This is a genomic window from Pseudoalteromonas sp. NSLLW24, assembly GCF_015864725.1.
Classification (GTDB): Bacteria; Pseudomonadota; Gammaproteobacteria; order Enterobacterales; family Alteromonadaceae; genus Pseudoalteromonas; species Pseudoalteromonas arctica.
On the sequence record NZ_JADYWQ010000029.1, the window covers coordinates 1 to 24,293 of the forward strand.

The following is a 24,293-nucleotide window of genomic DNA, read 5'->3' on the forward strand; positions in this document are numbered from 1 at the left end:
TAAAGTAGATATTACTTAGAAAGACTTAAAAAATATTATCAGATATTTTCCAAATTCAGTTAGTGCGTAGCGATACGGATTAACGCCCAAATTTGCTTGGTGACAATAGCGTTTTGGACCCACCTGATCCCATGCCGAACTCAGTAGTGAAACGAAACAGCGCCGATGATAGTGTAGCATTTGCTATGTGAAAGTAGGACATTACCAGGCTTCAAATTGTAGAAACCCGTTACAGCAATGTGACGGGTTTTTTGCTATCTGGGATTTAGTAAATAGCCAAAAGCTCATGCCGAACTCAGTAGTGAAACCAAAGCTTCGACCGATGATAGTGTAGCATTTGCTATGTGGTTCTCCACCGCTGTGGGCACTACGACATCACCAGGCTTCAAATTGTAGAAAGCCCGAATCTAACGATTCGGGCTTTTTTACGTCTGCAGAAAAGTAAAATACGTGTAATTAATGCACACTCACATCAACACCCATCACGTAGGGCGGGCGTAGCGACTCCCGACGCTAAAATCACAATAAAATCCATCAATAACTCAGTCGGCCAATACAGCAGCATTTGCTACGTGACTTTCTACTGCTGTGGGCACTATGACATTACACAAGCTCCACATTGTAGACAGCCCAAATTTAACGATTCGGGCTTTTTTTACGTCTGCAAAAAAGTGAAGTTTGGGAGGGTTTTTCATATATCGGATTATAATTAAATCAGTTACGCCTTATCAAACACCCACATTAAACACTCAATCCTAGTGAACGACATAAATTAAGAATCAGTTTGATCCCCTACTTAGTTGATAAGCATCTATATAAGTATAATTAAGCTCTATCTCAGTAATATTCAAGGGGGGGGTGAGGTGCTTTTCCATGTAAATAGTATTACCTAGATGCTTAATGTTTTTATAGAGTACATATATTGTTCCAACATGTAATTCATTGACTATAATGATTAATCCTAGTTATGACTTTGCTAACTAAACTTAGATAGCGGTAAAATGCGCTACTTAAAATAATTAAATAATTGATTATCCGAACAGGTGAATTATTTCATCGTTAGCATAATTAATCTTCACTGTATTTTGCATAATTCAACAAAGGATTTAATTTTCTCTGATGCGATATAAAATATCTTGGTGCTTACTTTTTACCACTATGCTTACTCATTTTTCTGTTTTTTCTAATGAGTTTGAATTTTCTGGTTATGCTCGAGTTATTGGTGGCTACTTAGACGAAAAAAATGTCGAATATAAGGGATATGAAGACAGTCTTAAATTTTCTCCATCTAGTTTAATTGGATTCCAAGGCGAGTATCAGTTTGATGATAAGTGGTCTGCAACAGCTCAAGTTTTGTTAAGAAGCAATAACACAACAGCTTCCGATAACTCAGGGTTAGAGTGGTTATATTTAACATATAGACCGACAGATAATATTCAAATAAAACTCGGAAAATTACGCACACCTTTTTTTACCATGAGTGACTTTTCGGATGTTGGTTTTGCGTACCCATGGATCAATCCACCTCAACAAGTTTATGATACTTATTTATTTAAAACGTTTAATGGCATAGATGCTGTTTATAAATTTGGTGCAGAAAATTTTGATGTGAGCTTTGAAGGTTACTATGGTGAAGAGTCGGGTGATATAGGTATTGGCGCCTTAAGAACGGGCTTTGAAGTTGATAACCTTTTAGGATTTATTGGTAAGATTAATATTGAAAACTTAGAATTTAGAGTTTCCCGTTATAATGGGAATATCAAGCTTGATATTGATGAGATAAGACAGCTAGAAAATGTGCTTAATAGCCTTAATTTTACAAAAAGCGCCAGCTCGGTAAAAACAAAAGGTCGAGCACATGCAGACCAATTTGGTGTAATTTACGATAATTTAGATTATTTTTTTAGAGGTGAGTGGATCCGCATAAAAACTGACCTAGGGATAGTGCCTATAATTCAAAGCTATTATTTAACTGCCGGTGTTAATTATGCCCCTTTTACTTATCACTTAACATTTGCAGATAGCGACGTTGAAACTCGTTCTGCTGAGAATGAAATTCCGTTAGGTATTAATAGCGACTTAGATCAACTTGCATATGGGTACAATCGTATTTTTGATGAATCTACGCCTGATTCAATTAAGAGTTGGACAGTTGGTGTACGCTGGGATGTGTTGCCAAATCTTGCCTTAAAAGCTGAATTTTCAACGCTAGAAGGCGACGATGTAAAAGACTCGTTTTTTGTTACTCCTGATGACTCTGATTTTGATAAAAAAACTAATCTTTATCTTATTGGTTTGGATTGGGTGTTTTAATGATATTTTTTAAACCTATTAATAACATTAAAAAAACTATGATGCTCTTTGTAGTCGCTAGTAGCCTATTTGGTATTAGCATTTCAGTTTATGCAGAAAATACAAAGTCCTCGAACGTCATTATTGTAGTAAATACCACAGACCAAAACTTATCTTTTAGTAAGCAACAAATTCGCCATATTTATATGGGTGGAGCTATGAGCAGACAATTTAAAGCTGTTAACCTATTTGTCGGCAATCCGCTTAGAATAAATTTTAATACTAGGATGGTAGGTCTTACTGAATCTAGAATACAAGCTTATTGGGCCCAAATGCGATTCACTGGGCGCAGCAAACCACCTGTTGAATTTGAGTCTACAGAAGAGGTTATAGAATACTTACTAACCGTTGAGGACTCAGTAGCTTACCTTCCTGCAGGGATCACTATACCTAAAGAGCTCACCATAATTTCACTAAATTAAAAGTAAGCCGTTTAGTTAGAAAAAGCATCAATTGCACTGAGTTATTGTTAGTTCTTTAAATAATGTTTCTGCTCGTTCAATTGCTTGTGGTAGTTGTGCAATGCACACTGGCTTTGCAAAATAATAGCCCTGCATTTCATCACTACCATGTGATACTAGGTAGTTAGCTTGAGCGGTTGTTTCAATCCCTTCGCTACATATTTTTAAACCAAGGCGCTGGCCTAAATCGAGTATTGCTTGTAATACCGCAGTGTCTTTTGCTGAGCTTGCATATTGATTTACAAACATTCGATCTATTTTTAATGTATCAATTTCAATTTTAGTAAGATAACTCAATGAAGAGTAACCAGTGCCAAAATCATCTAATGCAATCGAGCCGCCCATAGCTTTAACTTGATTAAAAAATTTATTAGCGTTCTCAAAATTTTCTAAATAGCTTGATTCTGTTATTTCAAACTGAATATTTGAAATATTTACGCTATGTTCAAGTAGTTTACTTTTTACAGTATGAATGAAGTTATGATCCTTTAAGTCATGGCTTGAAAGGTTCATGGAGACGAGTACATTGTTCCCCATAAGTTGTTTTAGCATTTGCATATCTTTAAATACTTGTGTGATAACCCATTGAGTAATCGCTTTTATTTTACCTGCTTGTTCCGCAATAGGTATAAACTCACCAGGAGAAACAAAGCCTAGCTTTTCACTTTGCCATCTTATTAAGGCTTCTAAACCTTTGGCTTCTCCTGTACTCGACATTTTAAGCTGGTAAAATAACTCAAATTCATTTTGTGTTATTGCATGAGTTATTAAGTTAGCGACTTGCGATTTTCGTTTGTTATCTTCAAGCATCTTATGATGGAAAACGGTATATGCACCTTTGCCTTTTTCTTTTGATGTGTACATTGCAATATCAGCATTACTAATGAACGTATTTATATCAAATTTAGCTTCTTTGGCACTCGCTATACCAATACTAATACCTGCTGGTACGTCCCATTCGTTTATAGTGAACGGCTCTTTCATACCCTCAATGATACTTTCGGCGATATCTATAACGATAGACTGCTCAGTGATATTAGGTAGCATAATTAAAAACTCATCGCCGCCTAATCGCGCAATTATGTCGCTACTTCGCAGATGGCTTTTCACTTTATTTGCGACGGCTTGTAAAAGCATATCCCCGGTTTCATGGCCAAGTGTATCGTTAACCCCTTTAAAGCTATCAACGTCAAAAAACATAATTGCAATGTCTTGGTCGTTACTTTTACTACTAGCTAACTCAAGTTTAAGCAGCTCCATAAAAAACATGCGGTTAGGTAGGCCTGTTAATATATCATAGTTAGCGAGGCGCTCCATTGAATGTGTTTGTACTAAAAGCTGTGCGGTGTGTTTATGATTGGTTTGAACTTGGGAGTCAATTGTTTGTAGTAATGTATTAATGTCATTACCAAGTTGAGATACTTCATCGTGTCCAGTTACTTGATATTGAAGCTTATAATTTGTTGATTTTTCTACTTTCTGTGTGAATTCTGAGAGCTTTAAAAGTGGGCTTAATAAACGCTGATATATCCAAAATGAAATAATAATGGTGAGTACAATAATTAAAACTACAAAGGGTGCTGCACTGTAAAAAAGGCTAACCTTACTTTCATCTAATGGTTTTTTAAAGTCTTGTACAATGAGTAAATACCCAATAGGAAACTGTTCCTCCCCAATTGCCTTTAAGGCAACTAGTCCTTCATTGGTTATTGTAACCGCGTAAGGTAAATCTTTAGGTTGAATACTGACGAGTTCAGGTTTGAAGTTCTCTAGATATAGATAGTTAGGGTGCACGTATGACTGAATTAACTGCCAGTCAGCATCAAATACATTTACAAACTTAATATGTTCGTATCGATCAAAACCGAGCAATTCGGTAGTTATGGAGAACAAGTCAACTTGCTCAGACATAACGCGTAATAAACTATCGGAAATGTTTGAAGACATTGCATCTAAGTTTTGTTTAACAGATTGACGATACAAATCTTCGTGCTCATTAATCGCGAGGAAGAAAACTAAATTTGCGCTAAATATAATTAAAACTGTTGTTATTATAATCAATTTATACCGAATACTATGAAGCATCAAATTTAACCCTTAACCGTCATTTAATTATGTTTTAGTTATTATTATGTAATCAGACAATCCATAATTACAAAAAAAGTTACTTACTTCGCCCTTTTTAGCACTAAAAATCTAACATTAAGAATGCTTTTAAATTCATATACTAAATATAGCTGTTTATTTAATTTTGTACTGACTTACTTTGTTGCAATTTCATTCTTGGTTTAATAAGTGACCTGTGTAAAACTACCTGAGTTAATTTAGTAAATCAGGTGACATGAATGTCGAATATTAAAGCTTGGAAACTTATAAGCCTGTTTTGTTTGTTCGCAGTGCTTATGGGTTGTCAATCGAAAGAAGAGCAGCTGCAACAAACAATTCAAGAGTCTATTAAAAAGGTAGATACGGAGCTGTCTCAGCTTGGTACTGCCCTCGATAATGGAAGTGTACGCAATGCTGTGTTACTTAAAGAATATGGCGAGCTTCTTAAAAAACAACAACCAGAGCTTACAAAAGTTGTTGATGTAATTACCCTTGATGCAACGCGCCAAGGCGCACTTTATAGTGGCTTAACACAGCGACTTAAAGATATTAAAGGAACTTACTTAATTCCTCCTTACGAAGATACGTTACATAGCATTGATTTGTTACGTGATGCATCTAAACCTACGCTATTTTCTGATGCGTTAACCGATCCTATCAATATGCTAGCTGATATGTCCAAAGGCACTTTAGCGCGTGTAGGCGCAATTAGTAAGCAAGCTGAAGGTGAGGGTGTTGGTAACCAAATGGTAGGTAACCCTAACTATGGTAACTGGCAATCAAATAGTAACGGTATTAGCTTTTGGCAATGGTACGGAATGTACCGTATTTTAGGTGATGTATTTGATCGTGTTGAATATGGAAGCTGGAGTAAGCGCCGAAAGTATAGCTATTACAATGACTATGGCCGCTCGCGTTATTCAAGCCCTAAACAAATTAAAACCCAAAGCGCTTTAGAAACACGCACGCGCCAAACATACCAACGCCAAGGTAAGCAGTTTACAAGCCCTTATGCGAGTAAAAAAACAGGTGCATCAGGTTTAAGCCGTAGTAGTTATACGCCAGCAAAAAGCCGCAGTAGTTATTCTCGTTCGAGCAGTTATAGCAATAGCTCAGGATCGGTGCGTGATAGCGGTAGCAGAACCTCTCGTGGCGTGAGCCGTGGTAAGTAAAAGAATAAAGTTGGAGTTAGAATAATATGTATGAATTTAATGGAATAACTATGTGGTCACTGCAAGCGCTGGCGATTGATTTTGCAATTATTGTTTTATTATTTGTAAGCCTTAAATATATAAAAGGCTGGGTTTCAAACTTACATGCAAATGATGAAATAACAGAGCGTGATAACTTTGCTTTTGGGATTAGCTTTGCCGCTGGCTTAGTGGCACTGGCGATTGTATTAACGGGTGTAAGTAGCGGAGCTTTTGCTGCAACACTGCAACAAGAAGCACTGCAAATGTTAGCTTATGGCGCATTAGCAATTGTACTGATTAAGTTGGGTCACTTTTTTCAAGATAAAGTAGCGCTTCGTAAAGTAAGCCTGCACGACGAAATCGTTAAAGGTAACGTTACAGCTTCAATAATTGATTTTGGCCATGTTGTCAGTGTTGCTATCGTTATTCGCTCAGCTCTTTTATGGGTGGCTACTGACGGCTGGCATGGTCTTCCAATTGTAATTGCCGCCTTTATTATAGGTAGTGTTGTATTACTACTTGTTAGCCAGTACCGAGTGCAGTTATTTAAACGTACAAATAAAAGTGGCGACTGCCTACAACAAGCAATTGTTGATGGTAACTTAGCTGTGGGTATTCGTTACGCTGGATTTTTAGTAGGTAGTGCATTAGCTATTACAGCAGCAACGGGTGTTGCACCTTACGCGGCTGATAATATTAATGCGAGTTTACTATACTGGGCTATTAGCGCAGTAGTGAGCCTTGTTGCATTTATTATTTTGCACTTAGTGACAATTAAAATAATTTTATCTGGTTGCGATATTTCCGATGAAGTTAATCGTCAAAAAAATGTAGGTGTAGCTACTATTTCTGCAGCAGTATCATTTGCTGTAGGTATCACTATGGCAACATTACTAGGCGCATAATCAGTGTCATCAACCAACACCCCCCCAAGTAAGTCTCGCTTACTTGGGCACGATATATTACTTATTACTGTTATGGCCGTGCTTGCTGGGTGCGGCCTTATTTATGAATACTTACTGTCTCATTATGCGGGCCGTGTACTTGGCTCAGTAGAGAGCGCTATTTACGCCATGATTGGTACTATGATTGTAGCAATGGGCTTAGGCGCTTTTTTAGCGCGTTGGTTTAAAGATGCATTTACCGCTTTTGCTTGGTTAGAAAGCATTATTGCTTTGGTTGGCATGGGCTGCATTTTAGCGATAGCGGGTGTAATAGCAGTTAGTTATTCTCTTCCTCATTTATTTTCGAGCATTTTTAATTTACCCCCTGATGTTGTACTTAATGGTTACGTATTTCAAAAGCTACAAGAGTGGTCACGTTTTCTACCTTATGTTTTTGGTTTAATACTGGGCTTATTTATTGGTATGGAAATACCGCTTATAGCGCGCATTCGTCAGCACGTTTATGGCCGTTTTTTAGAAAACAACGCAGGGACTATTTATGGTGCCGATTATATTGGTGCTGGTATTGGTGCAGCTATTTGGGTAAGTATCATGCTCTCAATGCCTATAATGCAAGCTGCAGCGTGGACGGCGTTATTTAATATCATTGCGGGGCTCGTGTTTTTATGGCGCTACCATACCCATGTGCGCTTTGCTAAGGCACTTTTAGTTTGCCATATAGTATTACTGGCATTATTTGGCTTTATTTTAGTATTTGGCAGTAGCTGGATGAACAATCTAAGTAATGTTTTATACAAAGATAAAGTAATTTATTCGCAAGCAACTAAATACCAACACGTAGTTTTAACCGAAAGATTAAGCAAAAACCAACCTCAGCCAATTACCGATTTATATTTAAATGGGCGTTTACAGTTCTCAAGTATTGATGAGCAAATATATCATTCAATGCTGGTTTACCCTGCAATGCTTGCCTCTAACAGACACGACCGTGTATTAATAATTGGTGGTGGTGACGGGCTTGCACTTAGAGATGTTTTAAAATGGCCTGTAAGCGAAGTAACGCTAATAGATTTAGACGCGCAACTACTCAATTTATTTGGTCATAAAGACGGTGACTTTACGCCGCCAGAGCACATCAATAAGCGATTACTACAGCTAAACAATAAATCGATGCATGATTCGCGAGCCAACATAATTGTGGGTGATGCATTTTTAGAAGTAGAAAAGCTACTTGACCAATCTAAGCAGTTCGACACTATTTTAATTGATTTACCTGACCCTAATCATCCTGATCTAAATAAAATGTACAGTGACTACTTTTATAATCATGTACGGCAGCTATTAGCACCCGATGGCGCAATGGCGGTTCAATCAACCTCACCTTATCACGCTAAAAAAGCGTTTTTAAGCATTGCTAAAACAGTTAAAGCTGCTGGGTTTGGCTATGTTGAGCAGTATCAGCAAAACATACCTTCTTTTGGGCAGTGGGGCTGGACTATAGCGACTAAAATGGGGCAGTCGGCCAGTGGCCGTATTAATGATGCGACGGCTATGCCTGTGCCATCAAGATGGATTAGTAAAGAATATTTATTGGCAAGTTTTGTATTTCCTAACCACTACTTTGAACAAGTTAAAAGTATTGAGGTCAATAGGTTAGGGTCTGGTCAGTTGTACGATTACTACCGAACTGCATGGCAAATTGAAAGCGAATTGTATAAAAACTAATAAAACATGGTTGACATAATATGTCAGCCATGAGAATCTTAACTCAGACATAATATGTCAAACGACAAAAGGCAGAGACATGGAATTAAATGAACTTTCAATAAAATTAGCTTCTTTTGAAACTGAAGGCGCTAACTTTGAGTCTTTCTTGATTGCCAACCCAGGCGAGCAAGATGTTTTACAAGTCATTGTTGATGGAAATGATGAGCTTCCAATTTTTGTTACGCAAACGCAAGAGCAGTTATTATGTATTAGCTACTTGTTTGACGAAGATGAAGTTAAAAGTGAATTACGCGACGAATTAAACGAAACATTATTACGTTTAAACGTGCCAATTCCACTGAGTGCATTTGCTAAAATCGATAACAAATACGCGATTTTTGGTGCACTGTCGGTAAATTCATCATTAGATGACGTTACCCACGAACTAGTGACATTAGCCGATAACGCTATCGATGCACTAGAAGCCGTGACCTTGTATTTAAACGATTAATAGCTAGTTAGTGGAGTTAAGATTATGAGTATTTTAAAAAAATTATTTACAGCAGTACGTGGCGGCGCTCGTGAAGCAGGCGAAGCAATTGTAGACAAAAATGGCATCCGTATTTTTGAGCAAGAAATTGCAGACGCGCAAAATGCACTTCACCGAGCTAAAAAAAGCCTTACTGAAGTAATGGCCAAAGAAATGCAAACTAAGCGTAAAATTAGCGCTGTAGATGCATCAATCGCTGAACATGAAGCGTATGCAGGCCAAGCTCTTGAAAAGGGCAACGAAGCATTAGCATTAGAAATTGCAGAAAAAATTGGTGACTTTGAAGCTGAAAAAGCTGAAAACGAGCAAGTATTGTCTGGCTTTAGCAATCACATTGTTGCGCTTAAGCAGCAAGTTAAAGATGCTGAAAAATCGATTAAAGAGAATCAGCGTCAGCTTACAATGGTTAAAACCACTGAAAGCGTACAGCAAGCAACAATGGCTGTTAATAGCACGCTTAATACAAACAGCTCGTCTATGACATCGGCTCGTCAATCGCTTGAACGCATTAAACAGCGCCAACAAGATCGAAGTGACCAGCTTGGTGCTGCAAAGCAACTTGAGTCAGACGTAAATGGCGATGACTTAAAAGCAAAAATGGCTGAAGCAGGCATTGGCGACACAAGTCCAAAAAGCGCTGATATTTTAGCTCGCATCAAAGCGAAACAAAATAGCTAACCATTACGTTTATACTTTAAAAAGGTAACCGAGTTTTTCTCAGTTACCTTTTTTGCTTAAAAGGCAGCCTTCCTATGTTTAATTTTTTCAAATCTAAAAAAGAGCCAGAACGTCAACTTAATCATCCGAGCGATCTTAAAAAAGGCGACATGTTTAGCGTTATTGACTCATTTGCCTATCCTGCATGGTTAAAGGGTGAAACGTTACGTGTTACTGATATTCAGACTTACCAATATCAGCACAGTAGTGATACTGAATTTGTACTTGAGACAAATAGCGGCCAAGTTGTATTTTTACAAATTGAGCAAGATGACGGCGAAGAGTGGGCTAACTTTTCTATTAAAATTCAGCGAAACGAAGTTGAAGAAATATTTAGCCTTGATGAGTTTGCGCGTATTTTTGATGAAGAGTCGTTAACCCACATTACAGTGCAAAATACACCAGAGCGCTTTATGCAGTTTTTAGCTAAAAGCTATCAACAAAGCGAGTCGCCTTATGTGTGTTATTTCCATAATAAAGACTACCGCAACCAAGCATTACCTCGTTATGAGCAAGAAGGTGGCGAGCCATGTGAAATGATTTGCTTAGCGTCAGATAATGAAGGCTTTGGTTTAAATATCGAAATTTGGGATGGCGGCGAAACCGAAGTATCGCTAACGCTCATGCGTCCAATGTCAGACATTGTAGACTTGTTTCCCGGAGATGCTAAGTGAGTGATGCTAAAGATAAGTGGTTACGTCAGGAACAAGCTGTACGTGCCACACAAATGGCATTCGATCTAAGCAGCGAAGTTCAAAAGCTGATAAAAAAGCAGGCAATTGATCAAGAGCTAACGCCGTCAGATATGATCCGAAAAATACTTGGCTTAGACGTAAAGTCTAAAAAAACGCGTCAACGTTTATCGTTTAACTTAAATGATGATGAAATAGCGCAACTAGCCAGTCGCTTTGATGTACAAAGCGATGATAAGCGAGCCGTAAAGCAACAAGTAGCTGATTTATTAATAGCTCACACTAAAAATAAAAAAGTGAAATAATTTAATTAGGTTTTTATGAATATTGTTTTAATTGCTTACTTAATTATTTTTGCGTTGTTTGGTACTGCGGCGAGTTATTTTGTGCGTTTTATTTATGCATATTGGGTGCTTAAAACAATGCCCATGAAATACATTATTAAAGCGGGTATTTGCGTGGTATTGGTGGTAGTAATTTCAGCGTTAATTCCATATTTAAGTTAACGCTGAAGTTAAGGTGGCCGTTTTTATTTTATATCAAACGACTGACACTGCTGATTAATACACAGCGATTGCACTTCAAGTACAGGAGAACAATCAGTTAAGCCTTGTGCTTTATTTTGTATGCTTTCTTGTTTTGTTATTTGTTGAGCAAGCTGTTCCGCTTCTTCTTGAGAGGTGTTTAGCGTTGAATAAACAGCATATTTACTGGGTCCGCCACAAGCACGTGCGCCGACTTCAAGGACTTTGCACTGAAAGCTAGCGGTGCAGCTATTATTACTCACCATGTTATTCAGATCATAGTTCAAGTCAGACAAGTTTTTACTTTGCTCATTTGACGTCACAGTGCTAGCACAACCACTTAGTAATAAAATGCTGCTAGCAATGCTTATAATTGACAGTTTAACTGTTGATGGTAAACAACTCATAACGTTATCCTTAAAATGCACTTACCGCTGAGCCTTCAAGTTTAACACATTTATTTTCAACACACTGCGTGCTTGGCGTTGTTAAATGCTGACAAATGCTCATCATCCCTTTTTGTGAATTATATCTACTTTCAAGCTTAGTAATTTTGTCGCTAAGGGCTGTTACTTGATCTTCAGATGCTGCGTTTGTTGAGTACACAACAAAGCTGCTTGGCCCACCACATGCGCGACTACCTACTGCATTTACTCTACATTGGGTGCTGGTATCACACTGTTTATCTGCAATTAGTGTATTTAATTCGGTTTTAGCTGTTTTTATATCGCCTATTGAAACGTTTTTCAAATCAGCTTTTGGTATTTTTTCAGCAACCACACTATTTTTTTTATTTTCTTGTAATTGAGTGTTTTCTTCTAGCTTTTGTAGCTCTTGCTTTGGTGCTTCAGCTTCTGAGGTGATTGTTACTTGCTGTGTTTTAGCGGGTTCTTTATCCAAACATGCAGTTAAACACAGTGGTAAAAGTATGGCTAACAATGGGGTACGCATAAAAAACCTTGATAGTGATGAAATATTCATCACTATCATACACTGTGCATTTTTTACGGCAATAAAAACTATATTATCAAGTAATTAAAGGCACTAAAAAATTGTTCTGTTAAAGTCCGCCCTGCGTTAGTTTGGTAGGGTTGAGTAATTTTTCGAGTTCTTCGCGAGGTAAATCAGTTTCTTGTTCGGCTACATCAATAATAGGGCGGGCTTCTTTATAAGCCTGCTTCGCTATTTTTGCTGCTTTTTCATAACCGATCACCGGATTAAGCGCAGTTACCAAAATTGGGTTTTTAGCGAGCGCCTTATCTATATTTGGCTGATTTACTTTAAAACTAGCAATCGCTTTATCGCCCAGTGCTTGCGCGCTATTGGCAAGTAATTCTATGCTTTGTAAAATATTATACGCAATGACTGGCAGCATCACATTCAGCTCAAAATTACCCGCCTGGCCGGCTACCGTAATAGTGGCGTCGTTACCTATTACTTGTGCACTTACCATTGCGGCTGCTTCAGGTATAACAGGATTTACTTTGCCAGGCATAATAGATGAACCTGGTTGAAGCGCTTCAAGCTCTATTTCACCTAAACCTGCAAGTGGGCCTGAGTTCATCCAGCGTAAGTCGTTCGCTATTTTCATTTGTGCGACAGCGAGTACTTTTAATTGCCCTGAAAGCGCGACGATGGCGTCTTGTGAGCCTATGTTATAAAAAAAGTTACTACTGGGCGTAAATCTAATGCCTACATTGGCACTCAGATTTTCTGCAAATTTGGCTGCAAACTTAGGGTCTGCATTTATTCCTGTTCCAACAGCTGTACCGCCTTGTGCAAGTTCGCATACACGCTCTAAGCTATGTCTAATTCCTGCTGCGGCATGATTAACTTGTGACTGCCATGCACTGAGTGTTTGATCAAACGTTACAGGCATTGCATCCATTAAATGCGTACGGCCCGTTTTAACTATATGGCCTACTTCAGCTTTTTTCTTTTCCAGGCTTTGCGATAAATTTTCAAGCGAAGGAAGTAATTCGTACACTACATTTATTGCGCTACTGAGTGCGATAGCAGTAGGGACTACATCGTTAGAGCTTTGCCCCATGTTTACATCATCATTAGGGTGAATGCTTTCGTTGCCTATCCGGCTAGCAAGCGTTGCAATAACTTCATTGGCATTCATATTTGAGCTTGTGCCAGAACCTGTTTGAAAAATATCAACGGGGAAATGCTCAACATGCTCGCCATCAATAATACTTTGACAAGCTTGCTCAATTGCATCGGCTTTAGCTTTGCTTAAATGGCCTAGCTCACAGTTACTTTGTGCAGCGGCTTGTTTTATATAAGCCAGTGCAGTTATAAATTGCTTTGGCATAGATAAGCCACTAATGGCAAAGTTATTAACTGCTCGTTGTGTTTGCGCCTGATAGAGCGCATCAGTAGGTACTTGTAGCTCGCCCATGCTGTCTGATTCTGTTCTAAAGTTGCTCATAAGTGTGCTCCTTAAAAAGGGTTGAATTCGTGACTAAGAATACGAGCTTCACGCTCAAGTATTAAAAATTGTGCAGTATTGTTATGCACTTTATAAAACCGTTTTAGTGCTAATAAAGGTTTGTATAACTGCTCTAAACATTGTTTACGAATAGCATTATGTATAAGAGGGTCGCACATTTTGTTCATAATTTCATGGTGTGTGCGTCTAAGATAAAACTCTTGAAGCAAGGGATTACGTTGTTGCTCAAATTTTTTGGCGACGTTAAGGGCGGTTTCTATGTAATCGGCAACGAGCATGGGTGCATGCAGGCCAGGTCTTAAGCAATGGCAAGAGAGTTCTTGATGGTAACGATGCTGGGCATAATTTGAAGACATAAAAAAACCGACTTGAGTTAACGATAATAGTTATCATTACATTTAATCGGTTTCAGTGTAAACAGTTATTATAAAAATTATTTGCGATACTAATTTGAGTATTAATTGTAGCCAAGAATAAATATCTGATCTGTTTCATGTTTGGTCATCGCCTGTTGATTATGTTTAGGGTGCGAAAGTAAATCGATTACTGTAGCTCTCATATCAACGGCGTAACTATGATCGTCGGTGGTTTTTTCGGTTATAGCAATAGCTGCGTCTACAGCGGTATAAGGGGGTATATGCATAATTTTATCCTTTGAAATTTAATATAAGTTAAACCCTTTAGTGGGTTAGTTATATAAAAGCATATTACGTACCAATCATAATAAAGTAACTCAACCATATGATAGTTATAGTGTTTAAAAATTATCTTTTTTTCATCACGACAAAATAAGCTAAATTTGCTTTACTGTTGTGCATTAATCTACAATTTTGGTGCACAGTAATGATAAAGCCATTTTCACAAGCCTGTGAAAACAATAAAACCCCTATTTTAGAGCAATTAAAGGACGTATTAAAAAATACTAAAACAGTACTCGAAGTTGGCTCAGGAACCGGCCAGCATAGTGTTTTTTTTGCAGAGCAGTTACCACATTTACAATGGCATACAAGTGATCGTGCTATAAACCACGAAGGGATTAATTTATGGCACCGCGAAGCTAATTCAACTAATTTACATGCACCACTTGAGCTTGATTTAAATAATGAGTGGCCAATAGATAAAGTTGACGCTATTTATACTGCAAACACATTTCATATTGTAAGTTGGCAATTAGTTGAGCGTTTTTTTGACGGTGTTAAACGCCACTTAAATAGCGACGGTATGTTGTGTATTTATGGGCCATTCAAATACGAAGGTGAATTTACCAGCCCAAGTAATGATGACTTTAGTGCCTTTTTAAAAGAGCGCGATCCGTCAAGTGGAATAAGAGATTTTGAAGCAGTTGAACAACTAGCTAAGCAAGCAGGGCTTACGCTTATTAGCGATACAGCCATGCCTGCAAATAATCAGTTACTCATTTTTAAACGGCAGTAATGAGCTACATTGCTCTTTATATATATCAATATGGCCGCGTTCACGCTTTAAGTAGTCGCTTATTGCATTACTGAAGTCGCCATCAACAATATGGTGAGCAGAGTAGGTAAGCACGGGTTCAAATCCGCGTGCTATTTTGTGCTCACCTTGTGCACCCGAATGAAAACAGTTGAGTTTATGCTTTATTGCAAACTCAATACCTTGGTAATAACACAATTCAAAGTGCAGCGAATCTACTTCTTCGCTCGCTCCCCAGTAACGCCCATAAAGCGTATTTTTACCTACTAAACTAAGTGTTGCAGCAATCACGTTGTCGTCTTTTTTGGCCAGCATAATAACGAGACTGTTAGCCATTAAGGCATGTAAAAGCGTAAAAAACTCCATATTTAAATAGCCCAAATGACCAGAGCGCTTTAAGTAGGTACGCTGATAAAACTCACAAAACAATTGCATTATCTCGGGCGTAATTTGCGTTCCTTGCAGCCATTCAATATCAATGTTCTGTTGCGCTATTTTAGCTCGCTCTTTTTTAAGGGACTTACGTTTGCGGGAGCTAAGTATTTGCAAAAAGTCGTCAAAGGTTTCAAAACCTTTATTAAACCACTGAAACTGCACACCCACTCTTAGCATGGCGTGTTGCTCAGTTAATGATGTTGCTTGAGCTTGGTCGCAAAAGTTAACATGCCATCCCGACCATCCTTGCTGAGCACTGTGTATGCTCAGTTGCTCTGTAATGTACTGATACACCGCATTTGGATTAGCGTGCTCGATAGCAATACGCTTGCCTTCAATAGGGCTAAAAGGAATGCCAGATAGCCACTTGGGATAATATTCTAAACCGTGTTTTTCGTATGCCTCAGCCCATGCCCAGTCAAATACATACTCGCCGTATGAATGACTTTTTAAATACCCGGGTGCAAGTGCAACGAGCGTATCACTTTCAAAAATAGCGAGGTGATGGGGCTGCCAACCGCTTTTTTGTGTTACGCATTGGCTTTGTTCAAGGGCATATAAAAAAGCATGTTGAGTAAATGGTTCATCACCAAATAAACGTTGCCACTGCGCCTGATCAATCTCATTAATACTGCTAAACCATTGGTGCGAAAACGTTCCCATGACTACTTACCTTGTAGTTGTTCTAAGCTGTTCTACGTTTTTAATAAACGTACTAATTTGCATTTTAAGCTCGGTAAAATGAGGATTATAAGTTAAGCGCTGTAAAGCCGGATAGTGTTTTAAGTTGGCGCTTGTACGCTCTCCTAGTTGTGGTTTTTTAGTTGTTTTACATGTTTCATACAGGGACTCATCGTTAATAAAGCTGCCACAATTGCGATAAGTGGCGTTAATTCCATAATGTGGATTTTGCGGTGAGTTAACAACAGCAATATGCGACATACCATGAACCTTTTTACATTGAGGTGTTGTGCATTGCGGATTATTTACTGTGTAGTCACTAGCAAATCCCGTCGGTAAAATATCAGTACTTCCATAAAGTACTAAAGTATCGAGAGGCTTATATTTGATTGAATTACCTTTGTGTAATGCACTCAATAACTTTAGCGTGGCACGCGTATCTATCGTGGTATCAATATCGCTAAGTACACTAAAAATAGGCAATTTAAGTGCAGGGCGTTTGTTTAAGCTACTAATACTTGCAAGTGACATTGCATCGTACGAAGCGGCAGCTGCATTTAAAGGAAATGACTCATACTTAGCAAAGTCTACATCGGCGTCTTTATCAATCCAATTAACAAAGGGTATGGCATCAATCCACTTTGCTATCCAGCCGTACTTATTATGTGGCTCAGAGCCGGGCGAATAAAGCATAAGCGCTTTAATTTTTGGCGAAACAGTGTGTTTGGTTGCGTAATCAATAAGTAACGCTGCACCGGTAGAGTAACCTGCGAGTATCACCTCATCAAAGTCTTGCACCGAGCGTTCAATACCGTATTTTATTGCTTGTTGCCATTGGCTAACGTCTACATTGAGTAAAGCACTTGCGGCGCTTCCATGTCCTGGTAATAAAATAGTACGCACAGTATAGCCTTGCTGATAATACACTTGTGCTAAATCGTGATACGTAAAGGGTGAATCAGTTAGCCCGTGGATTAGTAGTGCAACTTTATTACTGTTTGGATGCGTGAGCTCAAAAGGAGCAATAATATCTGCAATAGTAGGGTCAGGTTTTCGCGTACCTTGTGTTACTAATTGCTGATAGGTTTGTGTAATAACAGGGCATGGCATATTTGCACGTGGATTGGCTTTATTTATATGTTTATATGCAAAATCTAAGTAATCGTTAAATGGTAAAAGGGCGTGGTAATTAAAGCGCTGGTGGTTGTGCTCATTTTCAAAGCGTAATAAGCCTTGTTGCTTACTTTTTGTTATAAATTTAAAGTCGCTCGCCTGCGATATACAGTTTTGAGCGACAGCTGTATGAGAAAAAACACTCAAAACTAAACCAAAAGCTACTTTTAAAAATACTCTAAAAACTATTCTTAAAATTAAACCACTATTGTTCATTAACTTCTGCATATTGGACAAGACACTCGGTTAGCTTAATGAGTTCAAGCGGTTTTGCAAGATGTTGATTAAATCCAACTGCTTGTGCATGTGCTTTATCCTCTGGCATTACGTCGGCAGTTAAAGCAATAATAGGGAGTTCTTGTTCGGTTTTAAACTGGCGGATCAGTGCCGTTGCTCTATAGCCATCCATTATAGGCATTTGGCAATCCATAAGGACTAAATCAAAATGTTGTTTTTTCACTATATCGACCGCCAACTCACCGTTTTCTACTATATACGGCACAATCCCTAACGAGCCAAGCATCGCTTTAATAACCATTTGATTTACTGGGTTATCCTCTGCGACCAAAATGTCTAGCGAAGTAATATTAGTATTATCAAATGTAATAACATGTTCTTTTTTAGGCTCTGTTGTTTCTAATCGTATTGAAAATGTAAAAGTAGAGCCTTTATCTATTTCACTTTTAAGGGCTATTTCTCCCCCCATTAATTGGCTTAGCTCTTTTGCTATTGTTAAGCCAAGCCCTGTACCGCCAAACTGCCTTGAGGTAGAACTATCAGCTTGGGTAAATGCGTTAAATAATTTTTTATGCTGGCTTGGTTTTATACCTATTCCGGTATCACTAACGTTTATCACAAGCTGTACTTTATTGGCGGCAGTAAACTCTGTTTCTATGTTTAAAGTAACGCTGCCTTGGCTTGTAAATTTAATCGCGTTACTACATAAATTAAGTAATACCTGCTCAATTCGCATAGGATCACCAATAAACCAGGTATCTAAAGGTAGCTTTGAGTTAACTTGCCAGTTAATACCTTTGTTAACTGCGCTTTGTTCAAACATATTGTCTATGCGTGTTATTAAGGCACCTAAGTCGAATGCAATAGATTCAATAACTAACTTTTGGGATTCTATTTTTGATATATCAAGAATGTCATTAATTAAGTTTAATAAACTTTTAGATGATGAGTTTATTTTATCTAAATAGCCAATGAGTGTACTTGCACTGTCTGTTTCTCGAGCAAGTGAAGAAAAACCAATAACGGCGTTTAATGGTGTACGTATTTCGTGGCTCATATTCGCTAAAAATTGGCTTTTAGCCTGATTAGCTAAATCAGACTGCTGCTTTGCTTGTGCGAGTGAGTGTGTACGCTCTGCAACTTGACGTGTAAGTGCAATTTGTTGCTGATTAAACAGCAGTAAAACCATTAAAATTAAAGAACATACGGCAACTTGAAGTATGAGCAATAATAGAGTTAGTTGACTATTATGTTGTGTTAAAAAGCTTTCTTTAAGGGCTAGTTTTACAATCCATTTTTGCCCTGCAAAGTCCACGTCAAACGACATTAAACGGCTGCCTTTGGCTTGCTGAACATCTTGAGAGTAATTACTATAAAACGGCGGTGTGTTTGTATCTTCGTATATACCAATTGAAAACATATCAGACTGTTCTTTAGAAATGGCCTGCTCAATAATACTACGCACTAAAAATATACCAGTGGCATAGCCTTTAATTGTTTTTTCATCGTTATATTGGGAGTACACAGGAGCAAATAATAAATAGGCTGGTTTAGGTTGTTTGGTTTGCACCAACTGAATTATTTTAGTTCCGACTGGCATGTACTTTATAGCGGGGTTAAGCAGAGAGTTTTTTCGATCAGGGTTTGAAAATACATTAAAGCCAATCGCTTTTTGATTACCATTAAAAGGAGCTATGTATTTTACTATAACAAGGGGATCGTTAATTTCAAGAGGTTCGCCAACTATATCAATATCTAAATGGTAAATACTTGATATTTCTTGAGCAAAGACTTCGCGTTGATCTTGAGGTATTTTTGCATTCCACGATAAAGCGTTAATAAACTCGTATTGAGTTAGTAACTGACTAGCATAAGAATAAAAATCTTGCTGGCTCAGCATGGGAGATGATTGAACCTGACTTGCTAAGCTCTGCACTGCAATAATACTACGATTTGTATATCTATAAAGGCTGTTTTCTATAACGTGGACTTCACGTTCGGCAATTTTAATAGTGCTTATACGATTTTCCTGATCGTATAATTGTGTTGTTACCGCGACTGATAAAAATAAAACTGAGCATACTGCAATTGTCGGAAATGCCGATATAGTATGTTGATTAGACTTTTGTGGTAATAAAGAAAGTAAAAACGGAGTCGCAATTAATACCCCTAATGTATCGCCAAGCCACCAGTAAATAACATTATTCCAATGATTATCAATACTGTAAATCGAGTTAAATTGACTCAGTGCGAATACGCCAAAGTTAGCTGAAATTAAGCTGACCAATATGGCTATGACTAAAATAAAGTAAATTATATTCTTGCGCTTTTTAAAGCGCAGCGGGTGACCAAGCCAATACTTTAAAAGAGCTGCGCCGACCATTGCCTGTATAACAACACCAAAGGCGATATACATTGCCTCGTTGAATGAGTTGCCGACCAGGACTAGCTCATGAGCTGAACTGTCAAAAATATTAAGGTTAAAGGCAATTGCAGCTACAAATAAAGGCGGGATAAAGCGCCACCACCAAATATAACAACCGACTAGAGCTATGCCGGCAGGTAACCAAATTGGAATTATTTGCGAGTTAAAAGCAAGTTTAGTGAGTGCTATGCCGACTAAAAAATATGCTAAAGCAAACATGATGTAAAAAATAATGGAATGATTTTTAGAGTTAAAATTTTTCACATAAGGTCCAAGCAATTATTATTATCGTTTTGAAATATCAGTATAGCTAACAGTAAGTTATTTTGGTTATTTTTATAATGGTAACTGTTTTTTGCTAAATGACTGCTTTAACACGACTGTTGATTCTATATTTGCAATACAACTTAAACTACCTAGTTGATGTTTTACAAATGTTTCGTAGCTCTCAAGATCATGTGCAATGATTTTTAATAAATAATCATAGCTTCCTGATATTACACAACACTCTAATACATGTGGTAATTTTTCTACATGTTGCTCAAATTGCTCTGCAGCACTTACCGAGTTTTGGCTTAATCGTACGAATGCATATACCAACACATTAAGGTTAAGTGCTTTAGGATTTATGGCGGCGTGGTAGCCGGTAATAATGTTTTCTTGCTCTAACTTTTTTATACGCCTTAGGCAAGGTGTATCCGATAGGTTAATACTGCTGGCCAAGTCTGAAACCGACATACGAGCTTGGCTTTGCAGTGCAATGAGTAATTGCTGATCTTTTTTATCTAACATAGTTGTCGGCTTTTATTAATTATTTTTATATTTGTAGTGATTATTGCTAAGTATTGCAATTTTTACTAATTTTTTTGGCGTTTTACCCTCATTGAACTCTGTTAGCATTTAACTATAAAAATAATAGAGCACAACAATGAACACACATACCGCTATTTTTGATCACTGGATACGAACAGAGTTTGTCACTTTAAATAGTGAATTAGAGCAGCTTTATTGGCAGCAAACCGATAAAGCAAATGTAGAAGGAATAGGTGAGGCCTTAAAGCAACAATTAGAAAAAGAAGGCAACGCATTAATTAGCAATTTATTAGCCGAGGGAAACACAGATCAAGGCTTTGATAGCGCTTTTGACTTACTCGGTAACGTAGGATTGTTTATGGCGGCGTGTAGGCGCCATGAAATTACTGAGCCAAGCAGAGAAACTACTTCCCCACTAATAGAAGCCTCAGCGCTTGCTATGCATATAGGCGCATCCATTGGCGTAACCCCTCGTTTTGCTACCGCCCACTTAACTACTCATAACAAAGCACTTAACGGTATTTATAAACGATTTACCAATTTACCCGACGAAAAGCTATTTCTTGATTACAACACCCAAGGTATTTTGGCCTATAAACGTGCAAGTGATGCTTTATTAAAAATATTGCCGTTAGGTATCTCACACCCCCTGTGTGGTGAGTTATTAAAAGTAGCCAAACAAGCACTTATAGATGTAATTGAGTCAAACAATGCACTTTATTCTGAGCTCGATACAGATCGCTTTTTTAACTGCGTTCGCCCTTATTATAAACCGTACCGTGTAGGTAAAGAGGTTTACAGAGGTGCAAATGCTGGTGACTTTGCAGGTATTAACGTGATTGATATGTTACTAGGGCTTTGTAGCGCAAATGAGCCTAGTTACTCGCAAATGCTGGTGGATAAGTTTTTATATATGATGCCAGAGGATCAACAAATCCTGCGAGAAGCCATGCGTATGCAAAGCTTTATGGATGACTTTTTACAAGCAGAGCAATATAAAAATACAGATTGGTTTAAAAGCCACGCAACGTTATTTATCCAAGTGTGTAAATTACATGGTGACACCGCAGTCGGTCATCATAATCAACTGGTTGAAAAGTTTATTGCTCAGCCTTCAAAAAATATGCAACAGCAGCATATGAGCAAGGTAACAGCAAGTGGTCCGCCGCTTCATGTGTTGCTTGATTCGCTCGAAAAATTAAGAGATAGGCGAGCCAGCGCAAAACGCGACGATATAAAAACACGTTTTGACGATCTAAATACACTTAAAAAATGGGTTAAATAGCATGCTTAAAAATGATTTTTGTATGGCTGATGGCTGTTATTTACTAAACCACTCGGTAGGGCGTCCTCTTAAAAATACGCAGCAATATTTAGCACAGCACTATTTTTTACCGTGGGAGAGCTCAAATCAAGAACCTTGGCAACAATGGCTGCCCGCAGTTGAGCAATTTACTACCGCGCTTGGTAAGTTATTTAATGCGCCTAGTTCGCAGTTTTGTCCTCAGGTTAATTTATCAAGCGGCTTAACAAAGTTGCTTATGTCGCATCCACGGCTACAGCAAAAAAATTGTAAAGTGCTTATGGCGCAAAGTGATTTTCCGAGCATGGGTTTTGCAATGCAAAAAGCATTACCAGAGTGCGCACAAATTATGTTTATACCAGAGCACGAAAACCTAACTGATATTAGTGTTTGGCAGCGTTATATAACTTGTGATATCGATTTAGTTTTTATAAGCCATGTGTATTCAAATACAGGTGTACAGGCGCCTGTATACGATATTGTAGCTATAAGTAAATTAACCAATAGCTTGTCAATAATTGATGTTGCTCAATCAGCGGGTGTTATACCCCTTGATTTAAGCGTACTCGATGCTGACTTTATGATTGGCTCGAGCGTTAAATGGTTATGTGGTGGCCCAGGTGCAGCTTATTTATGGGTTAACAAAAACCAAATAGAGTATTGTGAGCCTAAAGATGTGGGTTGGTTTTCGCATCAAAATCCATTTGAGTTCAATATAAACCACTTTGAATATAACGCCAGTGCGCTCAAATTTTGGGGGGGCACTCCCTCTGTAGCGCCTTATATTATTGCCGCAAATAGCATTGCTTACTTTGCAGAGCTAACTGCTCACAAGGTAAGGGATCATAATTTAGCTATGCTTACGCTTATTCATGAGCAACTAGGCAAATATGTTGCATCACCTATGAGTAGTGATAAATGCAGCGGGACTGTTATTTTGTTTTTTAACAAGCAGCAAGACCATGTACTTACAGGGCTTAATAAAGCGAAAGTCAGTGTAGATGCTCGTAAATTTGGGATACGAGTATCGCCACATATTTATAATACTCAAGAAGACGTTGAGCAGTTTATTTCGATAGTAAAACGAGCGCTTAAGGGTTTTGGCTAAGCTGCTGCTTTCTTTGTTTTAATGACTCTATTTTTTGCTGCGTTTGATTAATTGATGCGTCGTAAGCTTGCTTTAACGAATTTGTTTTAGTTGCGATAGCATCAGCAATAGACGAAGCGCCTAAACGATTGGCTTTATCTTGAGTCATGTAATCTATCTGCTGTTTTTTAGCTGCGTATTCTTTTTGGCTTTGTGCAATAGATAGCTCAAGGCGCTTTATTTCTCGTTCTATTTGTTGAACTTCTAAGTAGTCATCCACAGAGGTGTCGGTAATACCTTTACCGGGCGTAGAGCTTTTGTATGCTTCAATTACGTTTATATCTTTAAGAGTAATAACTTGTGCATCTTTAGCGCAAGGCGTTTGGCTAAAGGTAGGAACGCCCTTAATTACACACTTATACACTGTTGTACTTTGTGCCAAGGTAAAAAATGGTGCTGCCGCGCAAACTGATAGCAATATGAACCGGATCATAGCTAAACCTAAAGTGGCTAAAGTTGTGTTAATAATGCCCTAAGTTATTACTAGGCACAATTTGTTTAGTTTTTATAATTTTTAGGTACAAAAAAACCACAATTAAGTGGTTTAAATTAAGTATGGTCCAGAGGGAGGGATAGATTTGCTTACATCCATATAATCAATCGCTACGCGACGCTTGCAGCGGCCTAAAATGTTCCAGACATTTTGTCGAACCCTGTCGAGGGTTCTCACCCTCCCAATTTAGTATCGGTGTTAAATTTTAGGCACAAAAAAACCACAATCAAGTGGTTTAAATTAAGTATGGTGGAGAGGGAGGGATTCGAACCCTCGATAGAGCTACAAACTCTATACTCCCTTAGCAGGGGAGCTCCTTCGGCCACTCGGACACCTCTCCAACGCATAACCGTTTGTATTGATGGAAGTAAAAAAAGCCACCAATTAAAATATGGTGGAGAGATAGGGATTTGAACCCTAGATGGGCTATAAACCCATGCCGGTTTTCAAGACCGGTGCATTCGACCAC

The 24,293-nt window shown here is 38.1% G+C and carries 24 protein-coding genes, 1 tRNA gene and 1 rRNA gene; 14 read left to right on the plus strand and 12 right to left on the minus strand.

Going from position 1 to position 24,293, the window contains the following annotated elements; translation table 11 throughout:
* Window positions 1-95 precede the first annotated feature (95 nt).
* From rrf to I6E72_RS19085, 3 genes are all read left to right on the plus strand, one after another.
* Window positions 96-210, plus strand: a 5S ribosomal RNA gene (gene rrf / locus I6E72_RS19075).
* A gap of 909 nt (window positions 211-1,119) precedes the next feature.
* On the plus strand, window positions 1,120-2,313 hold the full coding sequence (locus I6E72_RS19080) for a porin (protein ID WP_197113817.1): 1,194 nt from the start codon (window positions 1,120-1,122) through the stop codon (window positions 2,311-2,313).
* Window positions 2,313-2,774, plus strand: coding sequence for a hypothetical protein (locus I6E72_RS19085; RefSeq protein WP_007579756.1), 462 nt, complete (start codon window positions 2,313-2,315; stop codon window positions 2,772-2,774). Before I6E72_RS19080 ends, I6E72_RS19085 begins: the two co-directional genes overlap by 1 nt.
* A gap of 27 nt (window positions 2,775-2,801) precedes the next feature.
* On the opposite strand, the gene I6E72_RS19090 is transcribed toward I6E72_RS19085, so the two are convergent.
* A complete protein-coding gene (locus tag I6E72_RS19090; RefSeq protein ID WP_231620593.1) occupies window positions 2,802-4,796 on the minus strand; it encodes a putative bifunctional diguanylate cyclase/phosphodiesterase in 1,995 nt (664 codons plus the stop codon).
* A gap of 362 nt (window positions 4,797-5,158) precedes the next feature.
* On the opposite strand from I6E72_RS19090, the gene I6E72_RS19095 reads away from it, so the two are divergent.
* From I6E72_RS19095 to I6E72_RS19130, 8 genes are all read left to right on the plus strand, one after another.
* The gene (locus I6E72_RS19095; protein ID WP_007579759.1) at window positions 5,159-6,091 is read left to right on the plus strand and encodes a hypothetical protein; all 933 of its coding nucleotides are present in this window, start codon (window positions 5,159-5,161) and stop codon (window positions 6,089-6,091) included.
* Window positions 6,092-6,117: 26 nt separating this feature from the next.
* The gene (locus I6E72_RS19100) at window positions 6,118-7,017 is read left to right on the plus strand and encodes a DUF350 domain-containing protein (RefSeq protein ID WP_024589503.1); all 900 of its coding nucleotides are present in this window, start codon (window positions 6,118-6,120) and stop codon (window positions 7,015-7,017) included.
* Between the two features lie 3 nt (window positions 7,018-7,020).
* Window positions 7,021-8,742 carry a polyamine aminopropyltransferase gene (locus I6E72_RS19105; RefSeq protein ID WP_197113822.1) on the plus strand — a complete coding sequence of 574 codons (1,722 nt, stop codon included), beginning with the start codon at window positions 7,021-7,023 and terminating at the stop codon, window positions 8,740-8,742.
* A 79-nt stretch (window positions 8,743-8,821) separates the two neighbouring features.
* Entirely contained in the window at window positions 8,822-9,235 is a 414-nt protein-coding gene (locus I6E72_RS19110; protein WP_008170558.1) for a YjfI family protein, read from the plus strand.
* Between the two features lie 24 nt (window positions 9,236-9,259).
* Complete coding sequence (locus I6E72_RS19115; RefSeq protein ID WP_004335088.1) at window positions 9,260-9,952, plus strand: PspA/IM30 family protein; 693 nt, start codon at window positions 9,260-9,262, stop codon at window positions 9,950-9,952.
* Window positions 9,953-10,026: 74 nt separating this feature from the next.
* Window positions 10,027-10,665, plus strand: a complete 639-nt coding sequence (locus I6E72_RS19120) for a DUF4178 domain-containing protein (RefSeq protein WP_010554827.1) — start codon at window positions 10,027-10,029, stop codon at window positions 10,663-10,665.
* Window positions 10,662-10,988, plus strand: a complete 327-nt coding sequence (locus tag I6E72_RS19125) for a hypothetical protein (protein ID WP_010554828.1) — start codon at window positions 10,662-10,664, stop codon at window positions 10,986-10,988. Before I6E72_RS19120 ends, I6E72_RS19125 begins: the two co-directional genes overlap by 4 nt.
* 15 nt (window positions 10,989-11,003) lie before the next feature.
* Window positions 11,004-11,189: a hypothetical protein gene (locus tag I6E72_RS19130; RefSeq protein ID WP_024592231.1), complete on the plus strand. Its 186-nt coding sequence runs from the start codon at window positions 11,004-11,006 to the stop codon at window positions 11,187-11,189.
* A gap of 23 nt (window positions 11,190-11,212) precedes the next feature.
* On the opposite strand, the gene I6E72_RS19135 is transcribed toward I6E72_RS19130, so the two are convergent.
* The 5 genes from I6E72_RS19135 to I6E72_RS19155 form a co-directional block, all read right to left on the minus strand.
* Window positions 11,213-11,614 carry a hypothetical protein gene (locus I6E72_RS19135; protein ID WP_024599672.1) on the minus strand — a complete coding sequence of 134 codons (402 nt, stop codon included), beginning with the start codon at window positions 11,612-11,614 and terminating at the stop codon, window positions 11,213-11,215.
* A 10-nt stretch (window positions 11,615-11,624) separates the two neighbouring features.
* Window positions 11,625-12,158 (minus strand): hypothetical protein, encoded by a 534-nt coding sequence (locus tag I6E72_RS19140; RefSeq protein ID WP_197113824.1) that lies wholly within the window; start codon window positions 12,156-12,158, stop codon window positions 11,625-11,627.
* Window positions 12,159-12,267: 109 nt separating this feature from the next.
* Window positions 12,268-13,644 carry a class II fumarate hydratase gene (locus I6E72_RS19145; protein WP_197113826.1) on the minus strand — a complete coding sequence of 459 codons (1,377 nt, stop codon included), beginning with the start codon at window positions 13,642-13,644 and terminating at the stop codon, window positions 12,268-12,270.
* Window positions 13,645-13,655: 11 nt separating this feature from the next.
* Window positions 13,656-14,021: a hypothetical protein gene (locus tag I6E72_RS19150; RefSeq protein ID WP_231609258.1), complete on the minus strand. Its 366-nt coding sequence runs from the start codon at window positions 14,019-14,021 to the stop codon at window positions 13,656-13,658.
* Between the two features lie 101 nt (window positions 14,022-14,122).
* The gene (locus I6E72_RS19155) at window positions 14,123-14,308 is read right to left on the minus strand and encodes a hypothetical protein (protein WP_010554833.1); all 186 of its coding nucleotides are present in this window, start codon (window positions 14,306-14,308) and stop codon (window positions 14,123-14,125) included.
* A 200-nt stretch (window positions 14,309-14,508) separates the two neighbouring features.
* Between I6E72_RS19155 and I6E72_RS19160 the strand changes: the two genes are divergently transcribed.
* Entirely contained in the window at window positions 14,509-15,099 is a 591-nt protein-coding gene (locus tag I6E72_RS19160) for a DUF938 domain-containing protein (RefSeq protein WP_197113828.1), read from the plus strand.
* On the opposite strand, the gene I6E72_RS19165 is transcribed toward I6E72_RS19160, so the two are convergent.
* From I6E72_RS19165 to I6E72_RS19180, 4 genes are all read right to left on the minus strand, one after another.
* A complete protein-coding gene (locus I6E72_RS19165) occupies window positions 15,076-16,215 on the minus strand; it encodes a GNAT family N-acetyltransferase (protein WP_197113830.1) in 1,140 nt (379 codons plus the stop codon). The two genes, I6E72_RS19160 and I6E72_RS19165, sit on opposite strands and share 24 nt — an antisense overlap.
* A 6-nt stretch (window positions 16,216-16,221) precedes the next feature.
* Window positions 16,222-17,622: an alpha/beta hydrolase gene (locus I6E72_RS19170; protein ID WP_197113832.1), complete on the minus strand. Its 1,401-nt coding sequence runs from the start codon at window positions 17,620-17,622 to the stop codon at window positions 16,222-16,224.
* The gene (locus I6E72_RS19175) at window positions 17,612-20,332 is read right to left on the minus strand and encodes an ATP-binding protein (protein WP_101216217.1); all 2,721 of its coding nucleotides are present in this window, start codon (window positions 20,330-20,332) and stop codon (window positions 17,612-17,614) included. Before I6E72_RS19175 ends, I6E72_RS19170 begins: the two co-directional genes overlap by 11 nt.
* 72 nt (window positions 20,333-20,404) lie before the next feature.
* Entirely contained in the window at window positions 20,405-20,860 is a 456-nt protein-coding gene (locus I6E72_RS19180; RefSeq protein ID WP_007579788.1) for an Lrp/AsnC family transcriptional regulator, read from the minus strand.
* A gap of 136 nt (window positions 20,861-20,996) precedes the next feature.
* On the opposite strand from I6E72_RS19180, the gene I6E72_RS19185 reads away from it, so the two are divergent.
* Both I6E72_RS19185 and I6E72_RS19190 read left to right on the plus strand, forming a co-directional pair.
* Window positions 20,997-22,166, plus strand: a complete 1,170-nt coding sequence (locus I6E72_RS19185; protein WP_024589494.1) for a PrnB family protein — start codon at window positions 20,997-20,999, stop codon at window positions 22,164-22,166.
* 1 nt (window position 22,167) lies between these two features.
* On the plus strand, window positions 22,168-23,292 hold the full coding sequence (locus I6E72_RS19190; RefSeq protein WP_197113834.1) for an aminotransferase class V-fold PLP-dependent enzyme: 1,125 nt from the start codon (window positions 22,168-22,170) through the stop codon (window positions 23,290-23,292).
* On the opposite strand, the gene I6E72_RS19195 is transcribed toward I6E72_RS19190, so the two are convergent.
* Together I6E72_RS19195 and I6E72_RS19200 are read right to left on the minus strand one after the other, a co-directional pair.
* A complete protein-coding gene (locus I6E72_RS19195; protein WP_007579794.1) occupies window positions 23,276-23,764 on the minus strand; it encodes a DUF4124 domain-containing protein in 489 nt (162 codons plus the stop codon). The genes I6E72_RS19190 and I6E72_RS19195 overlap by 17 nt on opposite strands.
* 307 nt (window positions 23,765-24,071) lie before the next feature.
* Window positions 24,072-24,164: transfer RNA gene (locus I6E72_RS19200), tRNA-Ser, on the minus strand.
* Window positions 24,165-24,293 lie beyond the last annotated feature (129 nt).